At 40.7% G+C, this 21,125-nt stretch carries 23 protein-coding genes; 8 read left to right on the top strand and 15 right to left on the bottom strand.

The window, feature by feature from the left end; all coding sequences use genetic code 11:
* Positions 1–156 precede the first annotated feature (156 nt).
* The 3 genes from WA1_RS16310 to WA1_RS56980 form a co-directional block, all read right to left on the bottom strand.
* On the bottom strand, positions 157–954 hold the full coding sequence (locus WA1_RS16310) for a sugar phosphate isomerase/epimerase family protein (RefSeq protein ID WP_017746507.1): 798 nt from the start codon (positions 952–954) through the stop codon (positions 157–159).
* Entirely contained in the window at positions 954–1,652 is a 699-nt protein-coding gene (locus WA1_RS16315; RefSeq protein ID WP_017746508.1) for a hypothetical protein, read from the bottom strand. Before WA1_RS16315 ends, WA1_RS16310 begins: the two co-directional genes overlap by 1 nt.
* An 81-nt stretch (positions 1,653–1,733) precedes the next feature.
* On the bottom strand, positions 1,734–1,901 hold the full coding sequence (locus WA1_RS56980; protein WP_158516643.1) for a hypothetical protein: 168 nt from the start codon (positions 1,899–1,901) through the stop codon (positions 1,734–1,736).
* Positions 1,902–2,003: 102 nt separating this feature from the next.
* Here WA1_RS56980 and WA1_RS16320 point away from each other — a divergent pair, with 102 nt between their 5' ends.
* Entirely contained in the window at positions 2,004–2,807 is an 804-nt protein-coding gene (locus WA1_RS16320) for a prohibitin family protein (protein WP_017746509.1), read from the top strand.
* Between the two features lie 77 nt (positions 2,808–2,884).
* Here the strand turns inward: WA1_RS16320 and WA1_RS16325 are convergent, their stop codons facing one another.
* A complete protein-coding gene (locus WA1_RS16325) occupies positions 2,885–3,346 on the bottom strand; it encodes a DUF7980 family protein (protein WP_017746510.1) in 462 nt (153 codons plus the stop codon).
* 173 nt (positions 3,347–3,519) lie between these two features.
* Between WA1_RS16325 and WA1_RS16330 the strand changes: the two genes are divergently transcribed.
* The gene (locus WA1_RS16330) at positions 3,520–3,807 is read left to right on the top strand and encodes a hypothetical protein (protein WP_017746511.1); all 288 of its coding nucleotides are present in this window, start codon (positions 3,520–3,522) and stop codon (positions 3,805–3,807) included.
* Positions 3,808–4,084: 277 nt separating this feature from the next.
* On the opposite strand, the gene WA1_RS16335 is transcribed toward WA1_RS16330, so the two are convergent.
* The 4 genes from WA1_RS16335 to WA1_RS16350 all read right to left on the bottom strand — a co-directional run bounded on the left by WA1_RS16335 (position 4,085) and on the right by WA1_RS16350 (position 7,838).
* Positions 4,085–4,657: a DUF1634 domain-containing protein gene (locus WA1_RS16335; RefSeq protein WP_017746512.1), complete on the bottom strand. Its 573-nt coding sequence runs from the start codon at positions 4,655–4,657 to the stop codon at positions 4,085–4,087.
* 1 nt (position 4,658) lies between these two features.
* Positions 4,659–5,498: a sulfite exporter TauE/SafE family protein gene (locus WA1_RS16340; protein ID WP_017746513.1), complete on the bottom strand. Its 840-nt coding sequence runs from the start codon at positions 5,496–5,498 to the stop codon at positions 4,659–4,661.
* Positions 5,499–5,644: 146 nt separating this feature from the next.
* Positions 5,645–6,289: a cadmium resistance transporter gene (locus WA1_RS16345; RefSeq protein WP_017746514.1), complete on the bottom strand. Its 645-nt coding sequence runs from the start codon at positions 6,287–6,289 to the stop codon at positions 5,645–5,647.
* Positions 6,290–6,380: 91 nt separating this feature from the next.
* Positions 6,381–7,838 (bottom strand): APC family permease, encoded by a 1,458-nt coding sequence (locus WA1_RS16350; protein ID WP_017746515.1) that lies wholly within the window; start codon positions 7,836–7,838, stop codon positions 6,381–6,383.
* Between the two features lie 698 nt (positions 7,839–8,536).
* Between WA1_RS16350 and WA1_RS16355 the strand changes: the two genes are divergently transcribed.
* Entirely contained in the window at positions 8,537–9,214 is a 678-nt protein-coding gene (locus tag WA1_RS16355; protein ID WP_033336121.1) for a hypothetical protein, read from the top strand.
* Positions 9,215–9,336: 122 nt separating this feature from the next.
* Here WA1_RS16355 and WA1_RS16360 read toward each other — a convergent pair whose 3' ends face one another.
* Positions 9,337–10,122 (bottom strand): phosphatase PAP2 family protein, encoded by a 786-nt coding sequence (locus WA1_RS16360; RefSeq protein ID WP_017746517.1) that lies wholly within the window; start codon positions 10,120–10,122, stop codon positions 9,337–9,339.
* 488 nt (positions 10,123–10,610) lie between these two features.
* Between WA1_RS16360 and WA1_RS16365 the strand changes: the two genes are divergently transcribed.
* Entirely contained in the window at positions 10,611–11,408 is a 798-nt protein-coding gene (locus WA1_RS16365; RefSeq protein ID WP_017746518.1) for a sulfite exporter TauE/SafE family protein, read from the top strand.
* On the opposite strand, the gene WA1_RS16370 is transcribed toward WA1_RS16365, so the two are convergent.
* Positions 11,391–12,053, bottom strand: coding sequence for a cadmium resistance transporter (locus WA1_RS16370; protein ID WP_017746519.1), 663 nt, complete (start codon positions 12,051–12,053; stop codon positions 11,391–11,393). The genes WA1_RS16365 and WA1_RS16370 overlap by 18 nt on opposite strands.
* Positions 12,054–12,128: 75 nt before the next feature.
* Here WA1_RS16370 and WA1_RS16375 point away from each other — a divergent pair, with 75 nt between their 5' ends.
* A complete protein-coding gene (locus WA1_RS16375; protein ID WP_017746520.1) occupies positions 12,129–12,812 on the top strand; it encodes a cadmium resistance transporter in 684 nt (227 codons plus the stop codon).
* A 207-nt stretch (positions 12,813–13,019) separates the two neighbouring features.
* On the opposite strand, the gene WA1_RS16380 is transcribed toward WA1_RS16375, so the two are convergent.
* The 3 genes from WA1_RS16380 to WA1_RS16390 all read right to left on the bottom strand — a co-directional run bounded on the left by WA1_RS16380 (position 13,020) and on the right by WA1_RS16390 (position 15,766).
* On the bottom strand, positions 13,020–13,964 hold the full coding sequence (locus WA1_RS16380) for a DUF4351 domain-containing protein (RefSeq protein ID WP_017746521.1): 945 nt from the start codon (positions 13,962–13,964) through the stop codon (positions 13,020–13,022).
* Positions 13,965–14,121: 157 nt separating this feature from the next.
* The gene (locus WA1_RS16385) at positions 14,122–14,556 is read right to left on the bottom strand and encodes an RrF2 family transcriptional regulator (RefSeq protein ID WP_017746522.1); all 435 of its coding nucleotides are present in this window, start codon (positions 14,554–14,556) and stop codon (positions 14,122–14,124) included.
* A 283-nt stretch (positions 14,557–14,839) separates the two neighbouring features.
* On the bottom strand, positions 14,840–15,766 hold the full coding sequence (locus tag WA1_RS16390) for a LysR substrate-binding domain-containing protein (protein WP_017746523.1): 927 nt from the start codon (positions 15,764–15,766) through the stop codon (positions 14,840–14,842).
* 155 nt (positions 15,767–15,921) lie between these two features.
* Between WA1_RS16390 and WA1_RS16395 the strand changes: the two genes are divergently transcribed.
* Positions 15,922–16,338, top strand: a complete 417-nt coding sequence (locus WA1_RS16395) for a YidH family protein (protein WP_017746524.1) — start codon at positions 15,922–15,924, stop codon at positions 16,336–16,338.
* A 27-nt stretch (positions 16,339–16,365) separates the two neighbouring features.
* Here the strand turns inward: WA1_RS16395 and WA1_RS16400 are convergent, their stop codons facing one another.
* Positions 16,366–16,848: an RrF2 family transcriptional regulator gene (locus WA1_RS16400; protein WP_017746525.1), complete on the bottom strand. Its 483-nt coding sequence runs from the start codon at positions 16,846–16,848 to the stop codon at positions 16,366–16,368.
* 412 nt (positions 16,849–17,260) lie between these two features.
* Between WA1_RS16400 and WA1_RS16405 the strand changes: the two genes are divergently transcribed.
* The gene (locus tag WA1_RS16405; protein ID WP_026135007.1) at positions 17,261–18,463 is read left to right on the top strand and encodes an FtsW/RodA/SpoVE family cell cycle protein; all 1,203 of its coding nucleotides are present in this window, start codon (positions 17,261–17,263) and stop codon (positions 18,461–18,463) included.
* A 174-nt stretch (positions 18,464–18,637) separates the two neighbouring features.
* Here the strand turns inward: WA1_RS16405 and thrS are convergent, their stop codons facing one another.
* Entirely contained in the window at positions 18,638–19,852 is a 1,215-nt protein-coding gene (gene thrS, locus WA1_RS16410) for a threonine--tRNA ligase (protein WP_017746527.1), read from the bottom strand.
* Between the two features lie 610 nt (positions 19,853–20,462).
* On the opposite strand from thrS, the gene WA1_RS16415 reads away from it, so the two are divergent.
* A complete protein-coding gene (locus tag WA1_RS16415) occupies positions 20,463–21,086 on the top strand; it encodes an HD domain-containing protein (protein WP_017746528.1) in 624 nt (207 codons plus the stop codon).
* Positions 21,087–21,125: the final 39 nt, after the last annotated feature.

Consider the following 21,125-nt stretch of genomic DNA (forward strand, 5'->3'; position numbering starts at 1 on the left):
CTTCTTTTTACCATTTCAAGCTTAACGCTCTTTTACCACTCTAGATAGAGAATAATTGAGGTGACTGGAAGTCGCGGCTACACAAACAAAGCCCTTCTCGTGCGGACTAATTGCTATGCATAACACGCGACTTTTGTCTAAGCAGAGAAGTTCAGTTTAATTCATCCACAGCAATTGCTTCACCCGATCACACTCTTGCGTCACACCTGCAACAGGTAAACGATTCAGGCGACTTTCCAACACAATCGGTACTCCGACAGGAAATTGGGAAATTTGCGATACCCACCAGGTCTGCGGTGTAATGCGGGAATGGGTATCGTGTCGTCCGTCGTTATCGGAGATATGAATTTCTAAAAGTCGTTCTGGTGTAAGTTTTAACCATTGCAACTTTGCAAGGTGGCTGTGGTTATGCCAAATATTCAAGTGTGCTAAATCAATGACTAGCTTGATTTCTGGGGCATCTTGGCAAAACTGAGTCACTTCCTCAGCATTGTCCAAAAGGTTCTGGGTAGCACTAGTGGGTAACATAGGATACATGGTTTCCACACCAAGAGCAATACCTCGCATTTGGCACAGTTGATAGAGGCAATAGACGTTTTCTAAAAAGGTAGCATATGCCAGTGAGCGATCGCAGACCGTGGCAAAGTTCCCACCATGCACCGAATAGGCTGTGATGCCCAAACTAGCTAAGAAATCTGTCAATCTCTGGAAATAGTTCCAGTCTTGGGGTTGTGCCAGATTAAACGGGTGATGGCGATCGCCCCAAACAAAAGCGTGGTGTGCGCGGTAAACCATCCCTTGCTGCCCAAAAAGCTGAATTGCCTGTACTGCATCGGTATCGGGTTGCGAACCAATTGCGAGTTCAACCTGACGAATACCAGCCTCCCAAAATACCGTCAATGCCTTGCGGGTTGGCACTCCACCATAAGCTGACAAACTGAGGTACAGTTCCATTATTTCTCTTGTGTTGATGGGTATATAAAGGTTGCAGTTCTGGGCTTGAGAGCAAATAGAGTCGTAGCATATCCCACCAGATTGCCCACTTCCTGACACAGATGCGTCCTTTCCGCCTCTGAGTGTCCTATCTCTCTTAACAAGTCCTCTGCTTCACTTAAGATATAGTAGTCGATTTGCTCTCTCAGGGACGAATCAATCTGCTCATTCACGTTGTATATGCGTTTGTAAGGAACCTCAATTTGACGCTCAGCATTGCCTAATTTTAAAACCAGAGAATAGCTATACCTAATATAAGTGCGCTCGTCATCGTAGCCGTTAGGATCTTCATGCGTCTTGTAGTTGCTGATACTCACTGGCAAATTAAGTGTTGCTAATAACCAGGTTGTGGGGTCATCTGCGAAAGTATCCTTAAATTTTTGACTATACCAGTAGTCTCTAGGAGCCTTTTTCAACTCTTGTACAAATGCACTGAATTCTGGTGTTGGCAAGAAACAACGGGCATCAGTGGCAAGGGCATCAATGATATCTTGCAGTTTTACCACTTGAGCTTCTACCAGTGCCTGTTCCTGCTGGCTCAAGTCTTGCATACGTTGCTCTACAAGTTGTTGTAAGGTTATGATTTCTGGGTCAAACTGACTAGCATGGTTTTGCACCAAGGCTTGATAGCTGGAAAGCAGGAAATTAGAGTTTGCCATAACAACATTCCTCTTGGTTTTAGGTTGCAATTGCTGCACACCCTTTAGTTCTTTTGTACTAAAATACCATTAGTTAATTCATTAGACAATCACTCTGTTCTTCAACAGCAGGCTGTAATAAAGAGATTGCACACCAGTAAACAGTACACTATCGGGAGAGGCTTGGAAGTCTTCTAGTGTCAGTGCTCCTGATAGCACGATCGCAAGTTTAATCGTTTTATGCCAAAATAATAAACTTTTGTTAAGCAAATCCAGAAAGCAGGGACAAATCAATGAGCAATATTCATCCTACTCTATAGGAAAAAAGCAACTGTCAAATTTGTTACAGATACTTTACATTTGCTAGGAATTATGAAAAAAAGTAAAGCATTTAACAATGCCGGTAAATTGACTGCACTTCTATTTCTAATAACTCTGTTTCTGACTCCCTTTGCGATCGTAAATGCAGGAGAACGAGGTGTATTGATGGAATTTGGTAAAGTGCAAGACAGAGTTCTCGGAGAAGGTATTCACGTCATTGTACCAGTAGTAAACACAGTAAAAAGATTGAGCGTGCGAGTTCAAAAGCAAAATATTTCTGCTAAGGCTTCCTCTAAAGATTTGCAAGATATCTCCACAGACGTTACTCTAAACTGGCACATTATTCCAGAGCAAGCCAATACTATTTTTCAGAAAATTGGAGATGAAAATAATGTTGTTGATCGCATTATCAATCCAGCGATTGAAGAAGTTCTCAAAGCAGTTGTCGCGAGATACACTGCTGAAGAAATTATTACCAAGCGAGGAGAAATGAAAGCAGGAGTAGACGAGACTTTAACAAATCGATTAGCTAACTATCATCTTGCAGTAGATGATATTTCTCTAATCCACATTCACTTCTCTCCAAAGTTTAATGAAGCTGTAGAATCAAAGCAAGTTGCTGCACAAGAAGCTAAACGGGCAGAGTTTATAGCCTTGAAAGCATCAAGAGAAGCAGAAGCCAAAGTGAATTTAGCAAAAGGTGAAGCAGAAGCACACAGGGTACTCCGCGAAAATTTGACACCAGAAATTCTGGAAAGGCAAGCACTGGAAAAATGGGATGGCAAGCTTCCAATCATTGTTGGTCAAGGCGAGCAAAAGTTATTAAATTTGACCGATTTTTTGAAATCTTATTAAATTGGTTAGTGGTTAATTGTTAGTTGTTAGTTGTTAGTTGTTCATTCCCACTACCACTAACCACTAACTACTAACCACTAACTATTTGGAAATAAATTCGGAGTATCGATAACTTTTAACTGGATTAATGTTAAAATAACAACTGTAAAAATAGTTGAAGTGACTAAACCTGTGACCAACTCTTTTCTCGTATTGCGCTCTGCTGGTTGGTTTTGAAACACATCTAAAGCCCCTCTTTGCATCAAGAGAATTCCAACAATGTTAGAAAGCCAATAGCCTGCTATTGAGCAAGGTATAAGTAGTTGTGGCGAGAATAAACTGCAAACATAGCCAAAACCATAAGCGATCGGCAGATTGAATATTAGGTCATTCCACCAACACAGAGGCGATAGTAAATATCCAAGGACAAAAAACAATCCTCCTCTTATTCTTTTGAAAATTCCTTGTTTCAAACCCAGAGGAGCATCTGATTGCAATTGCTCAAGGGCTGTCTGCGCTGCTAAGTTAGACTCCTGAGGTATTTGTGGGATGTTTTGCATAATTTAACTTACATAAAGTTTATTCAATTACCGTAGTATAACAACAATTAAACAAAAAGTCCAGTGGTCTGCGGTACAAGATCCCCGACTTCTCCACGAAGTCGGGGATCTAATACCTTAACTTCTAACTTTGTACATAACCTCTTGGGTAAAAATTATAGCTATAATAGGGAATGACAGAATTGACAAAAACTATGAGTGCTTTACCTTTAACTAATATTTTGTTAATTTTAGGAATAGTCTTCCTTACTATTTCTGTTATAGGACAATCGCGATTGGGTTTTATGGAAATTAACCCTGGTTTTTTTGGAAGAGTTCTGGCTTTAATTATTGGCTTATTGAGCTTGGGTTCTGCTGCTGCGTTGGGATTATTTCCAGTTGAAATGATTGATTTGGTAAGAACTTCTGTTTCGGAGTTTATTCAACAAAATCTGGGATTGATAAATCAGTTTATTTCATAGGTTTCTGTTTTTGAAACCCCTTTTTTTAAATGTAGAGACTAGCATGGCTAGTCTTTACGAAATTTATTTTTCACATTAATTTTTCAAAATCGTATTAGATATTTTCAGCAAATCTCTAGAAAGTGGGCTTTAGCCCTATCTACAATCAGGGACTTCCAAATAAAAAAGTCTTCAAATATATCTTGTGGTACGGGCGACACGAGCCGTCACTAGTAGAGAACGGGCGGGGACGCCCGTGCCACAAGATTGGGTAATTTCCCTAAATTAGAAGACAAATCTAAAATGCACCTAAAAAGCTGCACATTAGAGCAGTGAGGACAATCGACGTGATAACAACGTAAGTATAATCTCCCTGTCGTAAAAATATGAATAGAGAAATAACGACTCGCAATATAGGAACTGCAACTAATAGCAGTAGTCCAAGTTGAATAATTCCACGATAGCTGCCTGCTCGAATAACATCTATAACACCTACAGGAGAACGAAATTCAAATGATTCTTCTTTAAAAATTTGATATTGGGCAGGTTCACTACCGTGGCGGATGATGTAGAGTAAACCTCCGATGAAAATGACAGCACTAGCAATGAGTACGCCATATTTTAATAAATTGCTAAGTAACGGCTCAAGTTGTAAATCACTTAACGTCTTTGTACCGGAGTTGCTAGCATCAAGCTCAGAGTTATGAGAGGCTGGTGTAGCTGCGTTGATGTCCTGCTGAGTTAAGTTGCGATAAGCCTCTGGCTTAACAGCTGAAGCCGTATCGCCAAATTGCTGTAACTGAACTTGAGTTGATTCACTTTTGGAAAGTGTAGGTGAACCCCACCAAAAACCAAAACTCATTTTTTCCATATTACGCTGCCCCTATTGTTAAGCTGTTAAATACCATTTTGCAAGCCATTAGAACCAGCACAAGACTGAACACAATTCTTAAAGTTTGAGTTTTAACCCCTATCAGAACTCGCGCCCCTAAAAAAGCACCAGGTAATACCCCCAACATAACTGGCATTGACAATGCAGGATCGATGTAACCTCGTGCTAGGTAAACTCCGGTGGATGCTGCTGCTGTCACCCCAATCATAAAGTTGCTTGTGGTTGTAGAAACTTTAAACGGGATACGCATAATTTGATCCATTGCTAGCACCTTAAACGCGCCCGAACCAATACCCAATAAACCAGAAATCACACCAGCAACAAACATCACGCTAAATCCAGCCGGAACGGAGTGAACTTGATAAGAGACTACCCCTTCAGGCGCGGGATAACTACCATTAAGTTGTAAATAATTTCCTAAAGGATCGGGTGACTCGCTTTCTAAATTGTCAAGTTTCGGTTGTTGTGAAAGGTACGCTGAATAAAGTAGAACAACAGCCAGTACAATAGTCAAAGCTTTCACAGAAATAAACGTAGCAATCAATGCTCCAATTAAAGCCCCAATCGTTGTTGCCACCTCTAAAAACATTCCCAACCGTAAATTTGTGTAGCCCTTCTTTATATATGTAGATGCTGCACCTAAAGAGGTGGCAATGACGGACACTAAAGAAGCACCGACTGCATATCTAATATCAACTCCAAAAACCGAAGCTAACAAAGGGACAATAACAACTCCGCCGCCCAAACCAGTTAAAGCCCCTAGAAATCCAGCAGTAAATGACCCTATCCAAACTAATAATGAAAATTCTAAAATAGTCAACTTTATTCCTCAAATTTATAAATTTATACTAAAATATTGACTAGGATATTTGTATAGTTTGTAACTAAAATGGTTAGTGGTTAGTAGTTGATGGTGTAGGACAGGCGTCTCGCCTGTCATTATTAGTGGTTTTTTACAACTAACAACTAACAATCCTTGACAAAAGAAAGTAGAGGAGTCAAAACACCACTTTCTATCAAAATCAAAGCACCTAATCCCATCAAGACAAATGGGACAAAATTATTGCCATGACAAGATAGCATTTCAGCTATGGCTCTTTGATTGGTTAATTGATACGCTGCAAAGCACAAAGCTCCTACAAGTAGAAAAAAGACTCCTATAATAACAAGCAAGCTTTCCAAAGTGCTGCTAGCAAATAAAGGAATATAAATACTAATGTTATCGCTGCCATTCGCAAACGTCACAGCAGCAACACTGTAAATTTGTACATTAAAAAATTTGGTAAAAACCGAGCGTTGAGTCTGCTCTGGTTCTTCCTCAGCTTTTTCCGAATCTTCATCTTTATTCATTAAGCACCTAATACCAATTAAGATTGGCACTAAGCCAAAGAGTCCAATCCATGGTTTCGGTACAATTAAACCTCCAAAAAAACCGGGAAGACTGGCAAGAACCAGTACTGCAAAGCCTAAGTACTGACCAAGTATAATATGCCAGCGACGAAATGTCTCGTTAACTTGTGAAAAAAAGATTGTCAGGAGAACAATATCATCAATGTTGGTAGCACCAAAAGCAGCAGCCCCCGTGCTAATTGCACTTACTAATCCACTCATGTCAATTTTGGATTTTGGATTTTAGATTTTGGATTTTAGATTTTGGATTTTGGATTCTTTATCTGCGTTCATCTGCGGTTATAAATTGAAATTAAAGCCCATCACGATCGCTAAATCGGGCATGAATTTCTTCTACTCCTTGCCGCATTTCCGCAACAATATTAGGCGATCGCAGTCTCTGTAATACAAACGTACCACAAGTGACAGCCAAATACATCAAGAATAGGTAGGGGAAAACATCATAGGGTGCTTCTGGAACTGGAAACATTGTGCTACCTGGAATGCCCACACTTCCCAATACAGGAATCATCATAAACGCAACCGCTAGCACAGAGAAAACGATATGATGCAAGCGGAGTTTACCAATTTTATATAGATAAACTGGTGCAGCAAGAGAAATGAGGATATAAACTGTGAGAAATCCATAACTACATATAGCCCCCAGGTAACCCATACTCTCAAACAACTTAACGTTAAATAGGGACATAAGTGCAGGAACTAAGAAGATTGCAAACGAGCAGATTGTCACTGCAATATGGGGAGTGCGATTCAAGGAGTGTGCATTACCCAGCTTGGAGTAGAACAATCCGTGACGTGCCATCATGAAGAATATTCTAGCAGCAGGATTGATACAGCCCAGAACGCAAGCGAAAAAGCTAAACAGCGCTCCAACAGCAATCAACTCTCCCAAAAATCCCATACCTACTTGTTGGGATAAAAACCTTAAAGGTTCTTCGGTTTCGGTAATCGACATACCAGTACCGCTAAAACCTAACACTTCAATATATGTTGTCGATATATAAAATAGCCCAGCCAGAATAACACTACCCATCACCGATCTGGGAATGGTTTGTAACGGTTTTTTGGCTTCATCACCTAACGATGTAGCACTTTCAAAGCCAGAAAAAGCAAACATCACCAACACCAATCCCGTTGCAACTTTGCCAGGAGTGACATCAGAAAGTGTCAGTTGTGACATATCTAGAGCAAAACCTTTATTTGCCCAAACGATCGCGCACAATACTGCAATCAGAGCAAGCGAGATTCCTTCGAGCCAAAGCATTGCCATAGCAGAAAGCTGAATATCTTTATAGGCTGCATACCAGGCTATTCCAGCACCCAACGCCAATAGTGTAATGCTGGAGGGATGAATACCCAATTGACCAATTAAAATTCCACTGAAGTTGGCGAAACCACACAATACCGACATTCCCGTGAACAAATATGCCAGCACCAAACTCCAGCCACAAATAACACCAGCTGTTGGACCTAAACCTTTAACAATGTAAGAGTAGAGGGAACCGGGAGAAGCCGAACGACTGGCAAACTGATTAATGTTGATACTGACTAAGACCAGTCCAATTAACCCGATGAGAAAACTTAACCACGCTCCTTTTCCCGATAGTGCTACTATCAAACCAATATTAGATGCAGGAATTGTGGTAGGTGCAATAACAGCAAAGGATTGAGCTAGAACTTCCCCAAAAGAGAGACAAGCGGGTCTTAATCCGTGAGCACTTTTATGGTGCGACAATTTTTTTTGTTTCATCTTGCGAGTTTTTTAAACCTGGAATAGTGCATATTTTGGGTGCTTTTTGAGAAAATTCTTAACCAGCTTGGACAACTGCATTTAAAGTTGTCTAATCCTTCGCATAAACAGATCTAATGCATCATATTAAATAATACAATCCATTTTTCAAGTGATTTAATTGAATTCCAATCGCGAAGTAAATCATAGCTTATATAATTTCGACAATCAAGTCTTTAAAAAATCCTAAATGAGCATTTTTTAATCACTTCTAATTCTACGCCAAGTTCATCGGAATAGTAGAAAATCAATTTTCCTCGAACAAAAATAATAAGTATTATGCTATACAAAAAACTAGTTTTATTTAATACATGCTAAGCCGCTCAGAAAACTTCAAATGACTTGTTAAGAAAGCTGAACAATTTGATATGATTGAAACACAGCAACTAAAAGCCATCAAAGAGTTGCGATCACGTTGTATAAAATTAATTTTTTTTTAAGATTTTACAACTCACTGCCAGATGATAATGTAATTTTTGAATTGGTTAAGATACATATTCGCGGGCAATAACCCAAAACAAAGCATGAACATCGCTCTTCTCTAACCCCTATTCCCAAACCCGTATTTTTTGGCTTTGCAGTTGCTACAATGTGGAGAATGCTACCTGCAAGCCATAGGTTTCAAATTTTTGATTTTGTTATTTGGTTTGGAAAAAATCATGAAAGCTTTCAAATATCTTTTGATGGTGCTGCTACTGCTAGCAAATTTTATGTTTGCTCAACCTTCCTTTGCAGATGCACCAAAAATTACGAAAAGCCCTGAATACAAAGCCTTGACTAAAGAGATTAACAAGTTGCGAACAGTGCAAGAATCTCAAACAGAACTCGAAGGTTATACACCAGAAGAAATAGAAAATAAACTTGGGGAGTTGGAGTTGCTCAAATACGCTTTCGAGTCGGGTGTGAATTGGGGTCAGTGCGAAAACAAGACTGGTAAAACTCTAGCTGTTTATGGGCCAATACCAGGAAACATTGAAGAAGAAGATTTTCCATATGATGCCGGACTTTACTTTCTGGCTAATGGTCAAACAACCCAAAATGACTGGGATTGTCAGGGAATTTATATACCCAGTGATGTCACTGCTGTATCCCCAACTTCTGACGGAGAAAATCAGGAAATTACTGGCGGTGTCGTTGTTAAAGTACCCAAAGGAACTAAGTTAGCGATCGCTACCAATCAAACGACAGGAGCACTGGAATTCAATATGCCCGTTGCTCAAGTGTCCAAATCTAGTAAAGTGAACTGGTTTGTTCCTACAGTCTCTCAGGCATTTTTAGATACACGCTCTACCACTGCGCCAACAACCGAGACTCCACAAATCAGTCTTGGTGATTAAGTGCTATTCATACTTGTGGAGCGGGCGTCTTGCCTGCTATCAATAACTAATAAAGGACGGGCGAGGACGCCCATCCCACAAGAACTTGATTGGATATTGTTTATCTGAAAGTTCTTGAGCAATCAACCATCCGTTACTGATTTCTCTTTCAAAATCTGCTTTTCTTCTGGTAGTAATGTAGTCTCTTCTGCCGTTGGCGCTTCGGTGACGGCAGTTTTTTTAGTGACATGGGGTTTGATAATTAGGCTGACGCCAATTACCCAGGCTATTGAAACCATCCAGCCTGCAAAAATATCGCTGGGAAAGTGAACTCCAAGATAAAGTCTTGTCCAGCCAATGGCTACGACAAAAAAACTTCCAGCAATCAGTATAACCCAAGACCAAATCGTACCCCAAGTTAAAACAACCAAGCTTGCTACTAGTGTCATGCTCATCATGGAATGACCGCTAGGAAATGAAAAATCTAACTCAGGTGCAAGTGAATCCCACAAGTGGGGGCGGACTCTATGCATGAACTCTTTTGCTGTACGGTTGATAATGGCGCTTCCTATAGTAGTGGTTAGCAAAAAAGTGAGCGATCGCAACCGTTGTTGGAGCAAAAGAAGCAGCCCAAGAAACCCGATAGCGGGAAACATAAATTTTGCAGAACCAAATTTGGTCAGCACCACTGCGATCGCATCAAGTTGCGCTCCTGCTGTGGAGTGAACTGCCTTGAGAATGGGTACATCCCAAGGGAATGGGAAACCCCCTTTGCTTTCCAAAACCGCTCTTGCTAGAAGCCCAAAGATTTGTAGGGGTAAGTAGATACCTATAAGTAGCAATAGCAGAGACTGCCAACGAGCAGCGAGTAATCCTTTGACAAAGTCGAAAAAAGACTGGTTTTGTTTGTTGAAGTCAGTTTGAGACATTTTTGTAACGCTAAAACACTGAAAGGATCAAGGGTGAAAACTAGATACAATCACCATTACGACTAACTCCGAAACCTACGGAGGATATACCTTCATACTTTATCTTCATCCTTCATCCTTACTGATACTCCTAAAACATACGTGGGATATATTTTATCCTTCATATTTTCCTAGAGTCAGAGTAATCTGGGTGTTAAAATGCTAAATTGTGATTTTTATTCTGCTAGATTTTATTCTAGCAGAAGATTTATATAGCTTCAATCGCTTACTCCATAAAGCTTTTGAGTCGTAGTCTGCTCGCCAAGTTACTGTAACAAATAATTTAGTTGCGTATGTGCGAATACGCTGGACGTTTGATCGGAATTTGAGTTAAAGTACGGTAAGCCTATAAAGTTTTGTTATTATTAAAGAAAAAGGGGTTTACATCTACCAATCTGGCTTCCATTGGAAGTTCGGGCAATATAACAACCCTGTACACGAGCAGTCGTATGCATTATCTCTTATTACCCTTCTTCAGTTTTTTTGTTGGTATCGTCGTTGGTTTAACGGGAATTGGTGGAGCATCTCTCATAACACCAATGCTGATCTTTATCTTTCAAGTTCCACCCTCCGTTGCAGTCAGCTCTGATGTAGTGGCGGCGACGTTAATGAAATTTGTGGGCGGCTTTAAGCATTGGCAGCAAAAAACTATTGACTTGCAAGCGGTAAAATGGCTGGCGTTTGGCAGTGTTCCTGGTTCCTTGTTTGGCGTAGGAATCCTGCACTTTATCAAGCACACTGGGGAGTACAATCTCGATCGCGTTTTGCTGCACTCGATCGGGGTAATGATTTTGTGCGTCACCTTATCCGCCTTGATACAACTGTTGCTGCTAACATTTGTCCCAAATTTGAAGTTTCCCGATTTACCGAAGTTTGATTTGGAAACTATATGGGGTCGTGTGTTGGCAATGAGTGTAGGAGCGATTTTAGGCTGTTTGGTTGGTTTAACGAGTGTCTCTTCCGGTTCAATGTTCGCGTTGGTGCTGATTTCCTTTTTCCGCTTGGATGCTCGTAAATTAGTGGGTACAGATATTTCACAAGCAGCTATCTTGTTATTTTTTACTTCTCTTGGGCATTTGAGCTTGGGAACTGTTGATTGGGGCTTGGTATTACCAATATGGTTTGGATCAGTACCTGGAGTTCTCCTTGGTGCCAAACTTTGCGAAATTGCACCCCAACGCCCATTGCGATTTGTCATCTACACGCTTTTGCTGATGGTGAGTTACAAGTTAGTTTCTCCAGTGTGAGTAAAGCCATGCGATGGTACCTCTTTCGTACATAATAAATAAACCCAAACAAATCAATACAAAAGGGACAGCAACTCTACCATAGCGGCTTAAAGTATGAGCGATCGCCTCTTGACGAGCTAATAGGTAAGCGATCGTACACCAAACACCAACCATAACAAAGAAAATAATCAAAATCACACCCATACTGGCATAGCTATTTCCTGCAAATAACGGTATGTAGATGCTGATATTATCTCCGCCATTCGCAAGAGTGACTGCTGCTACTTTATAAGTTTGAGGGTGCAAAAGACTGACTAGAAAAGACCCCAGAGGATGGTTTGATGAAGATGCCTTAAAATCGCTAGTTACTGTCTGAACTTCTGTAAATTCTTCTTGACTCAACAACTTTTTAATGCCAATTGCTATAGGTAATAATCCGAGCAATCCAATGAATTCGTGCGGTACTACCAAACCACCAAAAAATCCTGGTAGGCTAGCGATGATAATAGCTGAAAAACCAAGGTATTGACCAATAATGATATGACGCTTGCGAAAATTGGCATCTACTTGTGAGAAAAAAAGTAGAAGGATTAAGATATCATCAATATTGGTTGCTACAAAAGCAATTATACCTTCTGTGAAAGCTGCCCAAAGCGTAGTCATGCTTGCTTTTATGAGAGAGTGTTACTTTATAAAAAACAAGTGCGTCTTTGCGTGGGATTAAACAATAAAGACAACATGGGTGAATTTATCACTGCAATTAGCACGGGAATCCTTGCCTTTACTGCCACTAATATAGACGACCTTCTCATCCTATTATTGTTTTTTTCTCAAGTAAATGCCACCTTCACTTACAAGCATATTATTACAGGTCAGTATCTAGGTTTTTTTATACTGATTGTTGCTAGTCTTTCTGGTTTGTTTGGGGGGTTAGTTTTATCGGCGCACTGGATTGGATTACTTGGTTTAATGCCAATTGCTATGGGTATTAGCAGTTTGGTGAATGGAGAAGATTCTTCAGAGGACAGTGAATCTGAGACAGAAGAGTCTGAAGAGTCAATTCTGTCTGGTTTGGTTTCTCCTCAAACTTATAGTGTTGCATCTGTAACCATTGCTAACGGTAGCGATAATATCAGTGTCTACGTGCCATTATTTGCTAGCGGCAATTCCGTAAGTTTTTTGATAGTTGTCTCTATCTTTTTTCTATTGATAGGAGTTTGGTGTTATGTAGCTTACCAATTGATTCGTCAAAAAGACATAGCCGAGATTCTGACACGATATGGTAATGACTTGGTTCCTTTTGTATTGATAGGATTGGGAACTTTTATTATTTTAAAAAGTGATGCATTAAGTCTAAACAAGCTAATTGCTAGTTGTTTTTGTTTAACAATTTTAGTGAAAAAAAATGATAGTTTGTCATGAGAATTTTAAGCGATCGCGTATTTAATGTATAAGAAAAGGAACCGATGCAAAAATTTGGTGATGGCAATATTCACTTTGCGATCGCCGATGAGTGTCTATGATGAAATATTGACAGAAATTTTGTCAATATACAATAAAAGCGCTAAGTTTTCTGAGTCACTTAACGCTTTAGTGAGATAATATTCGGAAAATGTGGGGAATTCTTGTTTACCGAGCTTGCAACCAAGCTTGTAAATCAGCAACACTGGTAAAATCTAACAAAGCTTCCGCTAAATCTTCTAACGAAGATGTGGATAAATTCTGAATTGACTCCTCTATTTGAAAGTCTAGCGTCCCGAAGCGACGCTTGAGTAAACGCAACACAAGAGTCATCGCTTCTTGCTCTCTTCCTTCAACTCTTCCTTCAACTCTTCCTTCAACTCTTCCTTGTTGCAGACCTTCTTCCATCCAACTCGTAACAATTTGCATAACTTCCTCCTTCTGCCTTGGTTCAATCCTAGCAAGCTGTTCTTCAAAAATGGCTGTTTCTGAATCATTTAACCTCAGGTAGGTGTCAATAAATCCGGAGATTAACTTGACTTGTGCGTAGTTGAGTCCCAAACTCGAAAGCATTTGTAGTGACATCAGCTTGACCGTAGGACGTTCAGTTGTGCTCATCCGCATTTTCGACATCAACGCACTCGCCACTGGATTGCGCTCGTTGACAAAATCTTGCCAGTTGAGGCGATTGAGTTGAATGACTTTGTAGTGAAACTCTAAAATTGTCCACCCTAACAATTCCACACGATAGGAATCGGAGACGGGCGTTTTTGGGGCATCATGAGAATAAATGACAATCGGATACACAGGTAAACAATATTTTTCGTGCAAGCGACTGAAATAGCGAAACATTCGCTGATTAAAATTAGGTTGGGTGTAGGATTGGTGCTCAACATGAATAATAAACAGAGTCTGTTGATTTCGCCATTGGGCTGTGAACAACAAATCGATGATTTTCTTTTCGCCCTCTGGAATCTCGCTGAAGACTTCTTGGGGGAGAAATGTCACAGAGTTTTTATCCCAACTGTTACTGATATCAGCAAAGAACAATTCAATAAATTCTGGCAAAAATTGCGAAATGAGTTTTTTAAACAGGCTGTCATGGTCAATCATGGTGGAATCTTGACAAAACTTTTGTCAATATACAATAAAAGCGTTAAGTGACTCAGAGAACTTAACGCTTTACTGGGAGAATTACCCGGTTAGCTTGGGATAAATTGCTTTCTTAAATTAATATTCTGGGTAAAGATGATCTATACGGCGGGGTAGCTCATATATAGTACATGAGTTCCATTTGCCGCTTAGAGATTCGCTGTTCGCAAAGATCTTGAAGTGTATGTTTTTGTAAAACGTCGTAAGCTGCTTGACGAACTTCTTGCCAAACATCACGAATGACTTCAGTTTCTACTGTTTTGATATTGGAAGGCTTACCTGGTTCATCATCTAACCCTTCTATACAGCGCAAAGCCTCCAGAACCGTAATTTTTTGAGGTTCCCGTGCCAAAACGTAACCTCCTTTCACCCCGCGTATGCTCTTAATCAAACCTCCACGCCTTAGAGTTGCTAGAAGTTCTTCTAAATAGCGGTTGGGAATGTTTTGACGTGCTGCTATCTCTCGGATTTGCAATGATTCACCGTCAGCATAGCATTTTGCCAGTGCTAGCAAAGAGAGAATTGCATACTCTGTTTTGTTTGAAAGTTCCATAGGTTAAGAGAGATTAGACACCTAAGAGTTACTTCATGACACAAGAGGGTGATTCAGCCTAACCAGATAAAATCAGGTTAGATTCTTAATTGATGTTCTCGCGAGCTTCTATGCTGGCGAGTTGACACCACTATAATAAGACTACCGTCAATAAAAGCAAATGTTTTTCTTTCTTATTTTAATAAAAAAAAGTGATTGACAAGCATAAAAAAAGTCCATGGAGAGGGAGGAAGACAAGGTATAATCTTCTTCCTTGTCTTCCTTGTCCCCAATCCCCAGTCTCTCACACCCCCAGGGAACACTGACTGAGAATTTGTTCAAAAGCGCTTGCGACTCTAGTTTGAAAGCGTTGTAGGTGTTTCAACTTCCACACGGGTTGGACAATTTCTAACTTTGTACCAACATCCTTATCAACAACACGAACTGCATGCAGCGTAGATAGCTGGAGTTCTTTTTTCACCATTAACTCTGGAATCGCTGCTGTACCTATACCACTTTCAACAACTGCTTTGACCATCTCGCTGCTGCTGAGGACGAGGACGACATCTAGTTCAGTCGGATCTATTCCCCAATTTTGTAGGGCTTGCTCAAACATCTGTTGCGCCCCGGAACCTGATTCTCTCATCACCCAAGTTGTTGTGAGGAGTTCTGCGAGGGAAATTTCTCTTCTTCCAAACCAAGGGTGAGATTTGCCAACAACTATCTGCAAGCGATCGCTTCCCACAACTTCTTTTTCCAGATAGTTTCTCAGGGAGACTTTCACATCACCTGTTACTAACCCGAAATCAAACAGCCCTGTTGCTGTCCCTTCACAGATTTCTTCAGCGTTACCCAACGTACAGTTTATATGAATACCGGGATACTGACGATTGAACTGGCTAATTTTTTCAGGTAACCAGTAGTTACCAATAGTAAGACTTGACCCCAGTTTTAACTCACCCCGTTGCATATTGTTTAATTCTCGCAAGCCCCTTTGAGTTAAAGAAACTTGGTCTAGAATCTTCTGTGCTTCCAGTTGGAGCAGCTTCCCAGCATCAGTGATTTCGATATGACGACCAATTCTATGAAATAATTTGACCCCGTATTCTGTTTCCAGACTCTGAATTGCTGCACTAACAGCAGGTTGAGTAATGTATAGAGATTCTGCTGCACGGGTAAAGTGCATCAGTTCTGCTACGGCAAGAAAAATTCGTAACTGCTCAAACGTCATATAGGCTCTTTCAAGCATTCCTGACCGAGTATTTCACCCCAATAAGCTTACAAAAGTATACTACTACACGGTAATTCAATCAAGTTACTGTAGTAAATATAGTCTATTCTTAAAGACTGCTAAAAAAATTTGTTCATACAACTCCGATTAAATTTATGACAACAGATGCACCAGAAAAACCAGAAAAACCAAAAAGCCCCAGTGCCGATCGAGTTCGAGAACATCTGGCCAACGAGCGCACTTACTTAGCATGGATGAGAAGTGGAATCTCCCTCATGGGTTTTGGTGTTCTCATTGTCCGGATTCGCATACTCCGCCCTCCCCTTGCACCTCAAGGTCCGGGTAATGGCTGGAAGTTAGGGTTAGCCTTTTCACTAGTTGGATTGCTAACGGTCATGCTTTCAACCCAGCACTACCTTGTCGTTCGTCGAGATATTGACGAGGATGCCTATGAACCAGCAGACCGTTGGGTTATTCTTTCTAGCCTTGCTGTGATTCTCTTGGGAATTGGAGTTGTCTATTACGTTTTTACCATTCCTCTTGACTCATTAAATTCCGTAATAGTTGAGTAAAAAACATACCATAAATTACTCCTTTGTCTAAATGTAATACATTGGACCCTGTTGTATGCGAGCTTCCCTTTCCTGGCACAAATCTTGGAGTGTATAGTGGCGTAAAACCTCAATAGCAGCATTATTGGCTCGATCCCAGACTTCATGAACTAAGTTCTTTTCCAAAGTGGGGGGAAGAGAAGATTCTCTCTCCTTCCGCTCACCTTCAACGACAGTCACAATTTCCAATAAGGTAATCTGCCAAGGTTCTCGAACTAAAACGAATCCGCCTCTTGAGCCACGATGGCTTTGTACCAGACCCCCTCGCCGCAAACTGGTGAGAATTTGTTCCAGATAGCGTTCGGGTATGGGTTGTCTGGCGGTAATCTCGCTCATCGTGAGTGGTTGTCTTTTTCCTTTATTGCTTGCTAGTTCTAAAAGAGCTAGCAGTGCATACTCTACTTTGGAAGACAAATCCAAAAGAGTGTAGTTTTGGCTATTCAAGTCCTTAATCAATATACTACTGTTCATTGATGTGCTTATAGTAATTTCATGAGAAATGAGTTCTTATGAGAGAGTTTAATATGGTATAGTGCCAATCCCCACTCAGAAACTCTATATTTTTATCGACTTACCGTAGATTATCTAACAAAATTCCCAAAACGATAAATTTTTCTCAAATTATATTCTTTAAGAAACAAGCTAGACACCCACGGGCAATTGCTCACAACGAGGTAATGAAAATTTTCTTATCCCTACTCTCTACTCCCCACTCCCTACTCCCTATTTTCAAGACAGACACTTACGGGCAAGATGCCCATCCCACAAGATGGCAGGTTATAAAAAATTTGTAATTCTTGAGATTGTAATGATGAATTGGGGACTGAGGTAGTATCATTAACTGCATTCTCAACGATTACACCTTAGACATTTAGTTTAAATCGTGAATTTACGCCGCCTGATTCCATTCTTCGATGACTCCGTGTCCAGTTGGGCGCTTGAGGCACGGTTATTGCGTTGGTTGACATTGATATGGCTGTTTGTGGGATTAATCGTTCTGTTTTCTGCATCATATGCCGTTGCGGACGATCGCCACAATGATGGGCTGTATTACTTCAAGCGTCAAGTCCTGTGGGTGTTTGTAGCATTAATAATATTCAATATTATCGTGAATCTGCCCTTACGCAGGATCGTAAACATATCCCACTGGTTTGTCATATTGCTATTGGGGCTGATTTTCCTCACTTTGATACCGGGATTGGGAAGAAAAGCATTTGATGCATCGCGCTGGATAGCTATAGGATCGATACCAATTCAACCCTCCGAACTCATTAAACCCTTTTTAGTGTTACAAAGTGCGCGACTTTTTGGTCAATGGGAAAGGTTAAGTTGGCGAGTGCGCTTTTTTTGGCTGGGCATTTTTTGTCTGATTATTGTAGGAATTTTAATACAGCCTAACTTAAGTACAGCAGCACTATGCGGGATGACGATTTGGCTGATTGCCCTGGCTGCGGGATTACCCTACAAGTACTTGGGAGGAACAGCAGTTGGGGGAGTACTGTTGGCAGTTCTGAGTATTAGCATTAAAGAATATCAGCGCAAACGAGTACTTTCTTTCCTAAATCCATGGGCAGATCCAACTGGAGATGGCTATCAACTCGTGCAAAGTTTGCTTGCTGTCGGTTCTGGTAGGCAATGGGGATCGGGGTTTGGACTTTCTCAACAAAAGTTATTTTATTTGCCAATTCAAGACACCGATTTTATTTTTGCTGTCTTTGCTGAAGAGTTTGGTTTCGTTGGCAGTATGGTGCTGTTAGTACTGCTCGCTTTATATGCCACTTTAGGATTAATCATAGCTCTTAAGACCAAACATTCAGTTTATCGACTTGTGGCAATCGGGGTAACAGTTTTGATGGTGGGACAATCATTACTTCATGTTGGTGTAACCACTGGTGCTTTGCCAACAACTGGATTACCGTTACCCATGTTTAGTTATGGTGGAAATTCGATGATTGCTAGTTTACTATCTGCTGCTTTATTGATTCGTGTGGCACGAGAAAGCAGTGAAGCCGATGTAGTACCGTTGCGAGAAGAACCAGAGAACAGGCGAAGACGAAGATTTTTCCAGAGAAATAATCTCAGTTGAGAACCTTAGAAGAGGGATTGGGGATTGGGCGTGGGAAAAGAATTATTTTTGTTGCTTTAAATTTCTAGTTGTTTATTGTAGTACGGGCTTCTAGCCCGTCCATTCCAGTAGGACGGGCTAGAAGCCCGTACCACAAGAAGTAGATTGGAGATTTTTTAATTTGGAAGTCCCTTACTAAGGCTTTAGCTCCTCCTTCAGCTTGACCAATTTAATTTCTTCTTGCCCTGCAACACCCAATCGGCGAAGGTTAACAGTACCATTGACTTTTTCTTGTTCGCCAACTACCGCAATCAAAGGAACTTTTTTTGCTGAGAGTTCTCGAATCTTTTTAGAAATCGTGCGCTCGCCAACGTAAAGTTCTGTTCTAATTCCCATTGACTCGATCTCTTGTGCGATCGCTTCTGCCCAATCTGCAGATTTTTCCGAAATCGAAGCGACAGCAATTTGAACTGGAGCTAACCAAAGAGGCAATGCACCCTCTTGATTCTCCAACAAAATTCCGATCCAGCGTTCAAGAGAGCCTAAAACTGCCTGGTGTAAGATGACTGGTTGTTCAAGTTGCCCATCTTTATTGACAAAAGAAAGCTCAAAAATTTGGGGGAGGTTAAAGTCAACTTGAATTGTGCCGCACTGCCAAGATCTTCCAAGACGATCTTCCAGGCTAACCTCGATTTTAGGCCCATAAAAAGCGCCTTCTCCCGGTAATATCTCGTAAGCATATCCTAAAGCTTGGCATGCTCCTATCAGTGCTGCCTCCGATTTGTCCCAAAGCGTGTCAGAACCCAATCGCTGTTGTGGTCTTGTAGAAATCCGGATAGCAAAATTTTTGTAGCCAAATGCTGAATAAACTTCATTTACCATCTTGAGAAAGTTATTAATCTCGTTCGTCAAATCCATTTCTTGACAGAAAATATGGGCATCATCCTGTACAAACTGACGCAGGCGCATACAACCAGATAAAGAGCCAGAAGGTTCATTGCGATGAACAATACCAAACTCCATCAGTCGCATGGGAATTTCTCGATAACTCCGCTTGCGTGATTTGTAAATAGCAATGTGAGCCGGACAAGACATTGGTTTTAAAGCATAATCGATAGCTTCTAATTCTGGGTTTTCTACATCAGCGTGTTTATCTTGGTTGATGCTACCCACAAAAAACATATTGTTGCCAAATTTTTCCCAGTGACCGGATTTTTCCCAAAGTGAACGGCTCAATACTAAAGGCGATCTCACTTCCTCAAACCCGTGAGACTGATAAACTTGCCGCATGTAGTCTTCGATAACCCGGAAGAGTCTCAAACCCATGGGATGCCAGAAAACCATACCCGGACTGTGTTCTTCAAAATGAAACAGATCCATATTTTTAGCAAGAACTCGATGGTCGTACATTGTCGTCAATCTCCAAGCGTGTTGTTTACAAATAAAAATCCCCTCCGGGTTAGCCTGGAGGGGTGAATCTTGCTTGCACGCAACAAATCACTTCACGTCCCTCTAGGCGCGATCGCGGTAGTAGTGGTAGTGGTTGTTATGAAGTGAGTGAAAAACGTCATTTGTTTGCGTACTTCGATAGTTAGATTCTTGTTGTTTGCTGTATTTACAAGCAATCTTCTGTAAAAACTAAAACCCCCCAAGCAATTACCAGGAGGGTTTCCAGCCTTGTTATTTGTGAGTCAACATACTCGCCTCACAACCCTCCCAGATTGATAATCAGGGTAGTTCGTGTTTTGGTTGTTAGACGGATCTGAAGTTGCATAACTGGCACTCTTATGTTTGCTCAATAGAATTTGCGGTGCATATCTTAAGTTGTAAACAAACCTACAGCATTTGTCAACTCCATGGTAATCGGTTGACATTACTCTTCTATTAATTGTTTGAGTTCATTGAGATTAGAGGAAAACTTCAGTTCATGCACAAATGAAGCACAAGTTAGCATGGAATGCGATAGCGCGTGCTTTTGATAGCGCACTCATACGGAAGTAGGTAGGTAAAGTTGGTGCTAATGATACAATTATTTAACAAATGGCAACATTTACTTGCATCTTTTGACATTAAGCCAGATATCGCCCACGTGACATTTACTCAAATAGTCACAGCTTACTCTTTTCCCGAACGTTATTATCATACGCTAGAACACATAGAACACGTTCTCAATATAATAGAAACTTTGCAAGACCAAACTAAAGATATGACTGTTGTTCAACTTGCTGTGTGGTTTCATGACTTGGTTTATGACACTCAAGCAAATGATAATGAAGAAAGAAGTGCTGAATATGCAAGTGATTGGCTCGCATCCCTGGGGTTTTCCTCAAGGATTATTGCTACCGTAAGCCGTTTTATTTTGAGTACTAAATCTCATCAAGCTGCACCAGATGATTTTGAGTGTCAGGTTTTTCTAGATGCAGATCTGGCAATATTAGGCAGTCCTCCTGTTGAATACGGTCATTATGCTGTCGCAATTCGTCAAGAATATGCCTGGTTACCAGAAGCAGAGTATCTTGTGGGAAGAAAGCGGGTTTTGCAGAGATTTTTGCAACGCGATCGCATTTACTACACAGAATCAATGTTTCAGGCTTTTGAGTTATCTGCTCGTTCTAATATTTTGCAAGAAATACAGCAGATATAGCAATCCTATTTGATTTTTGAAATATACATAGGTAGGGCT

The sequence above is a fragment of the Scytonema hofmannii PCC 7110 genome, assembly GCF_000346485.2.
GTDB lineage: Bacteria > Cyanobacteriota > Cyanobacteriia > Cyanobacteriales > Nostocaceae > Scytonema > Scytonema hofmannii.

Bases quoted from the DNA above. Each gene is read 5' to 3' on its own strand.
- thrS (WP_017746527.1), bottom strand. From the start codon at position 19,852: ATGTACGACCATCGAGTTCTTGCTAAAAATATGGATCTGTTTCATTTT.
- WA1_RS16400 (WP_017746525.1), bottom strand. From the start codon at position 16,848: ATGAACAGTAGTATATTGATTAAGGACTTGAATAGCCAAAACTACACT.
- WA1_RS16365 (WP_017746518.1), top strand. From the start codon at position 10,611: ATGCATTATCTCTTATTACCCTTCTTCAGTTTTTTTGTTGGTATCGTC.
- WA1_RS16345 (WP_017746514.1), bottom strand. From the start codon at position 6,289: ATGAGTGGATTAGTAAGTGCAATTAGCACGGGGGCTGCTGCTTTTGGT.
- WA1_RS16320 (WP_017746509.1), top strand. From the start codon at position 2,004: ATGAAAAAAAGTAAAGCATTTAACAATGCCGGTAAATTGACTGCACTT.
- WA1_RS16335 (WP_017746512.1), bottom strand. From the start codon at position 4,657: ATGGAAAAAATGAGTTTTGGTTTTTGGTGGGGTTCACCTACACTTTCC.
- WA1_RS16385 (WP_017746522.1), bottom strand. From the start codon at position 14,556: ATGGAACTTTCAAACAAAACAGAGTATGCAATTCTCTCTTTGCTAGCA.
- WA1_RS16350 (WP_017746515.1), bottom strand. From the start codon at position 7,838: ATGAAACAAAAAAAATTGTCGCACCATAAAAGTGCTCACGGATTAAGA.
- WA1_RS16360 (WP_017746517.1), bottom strand. From the start codon at position 10,122: ATGTCTCAAACTGACTTCAACAAACAAAACCAGTCTTTTTTCGACTTT.
- WA1_RS16325 (WP_017746510.1), bottom strand. From the start codon at position 3,346: ATGCAAAACATCCCACAAATACCTCAGGAGTCTAACTTAGCAGCGCAG.
- WA1_RS16315 (WP_017746508.1), bottom strand. From the start codon at position 1,652: ATGGCAAACTCTAATTTCCTGCTTTCCAGCTATCAAGCCTTGGTGCAA.
- WA1_RS16395 (WP_017746524.1), top strand. From the start codon at position 15,922: ATGACAACAGATGCACCAGAAAAACCAGAAAAACCAAAAAGCCCCAGT.
- WA1_RS16390 (WP_017746523.1), bottom strand. From the start codon at position 15,766: ATGACGTTTGAGCAGTTACGAATTTTTCTTGCCGTAGCAGAACTGATG.
- WA1_RS16310 (WP_017746507.1), bottom strand. From the start codon at position 954: ATGGAACTGTACCTCAGTTTGTCAGCTTATGGTGGAGTGCCAACCCGC.
- WA1_RS16375 (WP_017746520.1), top strand. From the start codon at position 12,129: ATGGGTGAATTTATCACTGCAATTAGCACGGGAATCCTTGCCTTTACT.
- WA1_RS16330 (WP_017746511.1), top strand. From the start codon at position 3,520: ATGACAGAATTGACAAAAACTATGAGTGCTTTACCTTTAACTAATATT.
- WA1_RS16355 (WP_033336121.1), top strand. From the start codon at position 8,537: ATGAAAGCTTTCAAATATCTTTTGATGGTGCTGCTACTGCTAGCAAAT.
- WA1_RS16380 (WP_017746521.1), bottom strand. From the start codon at position 13,964: ATGATTGACCATGACAGCCTGTTTAAAAAACTCATTTCGCAATTTTTG.
- WA1_RS16415 (WP_017746528.1), top strand. From the start codon at position 20,463: ATGATACAATTATTTAACAAATGGCAACATTTACTTGCATCTTTTGAC.
- WA1_RS16370 (WP_017746519.1), bottom strand. From the start codon at position 12,053: ATGACTACGCTTTGGGCAGCTTTCACAGAAGGTATAATTGCTTTTGTA.